Annotated in this window: 1 protein-coding gene; it reads right to left on the bottom strand. The window is 65.5% G+C overall.

Going from position 1 to position 275, the window contains the following annotated elements; all coding sequences use genetic code 11:
- The coding region (locus tag KVT32_RS29985; RefSeq protein ID WP_254637085.1) for an enoyl-CoA hydratase-related protein at positions 1–275 on the bottom strand (275 nt) is incomplete at both ends.

Here is a 275-nt window from a genome sequence, read left to right as displayed (position 1 = left end):
AGCATGAGTTCCATCATGAAGGGCTGCGGAAGCATCCACAGCATGGGCACTCCCCAGGGCGACCCTCGCCCCACCTTGGCCTCGGAGATGCCGCCGAGGGTCCCCTGCAAGCCGATCCGGATATCGCTGTTTGCAGCCAAGACCATACCCCCGGCGGTGAAGTGGCCCGTCATGGCGGCGATGATCGGCTTGGGAACCTGGCGCATGCGTTGGTGGAAGGGATCCCGCAGCATCTCCAGCATGTCCTTGCCGGTTTCGGCGCGCACCTGGGCGGC

This window comes from Achromobacter sp. GbtcB20 (assembly GCF_019091095.1).
In the GTDB taxonomy this organism is placed as follows: domain Bacteria; phylum Pseudomonadota; class Gammaproteobacteria; order Burkholderiales; family Burkholderiaceae_B; genus Achromobacter; species Achromobacter mucicolens.
This window is presented reverse-complemented; position numbering and strand designations above follow the sequence as displayed.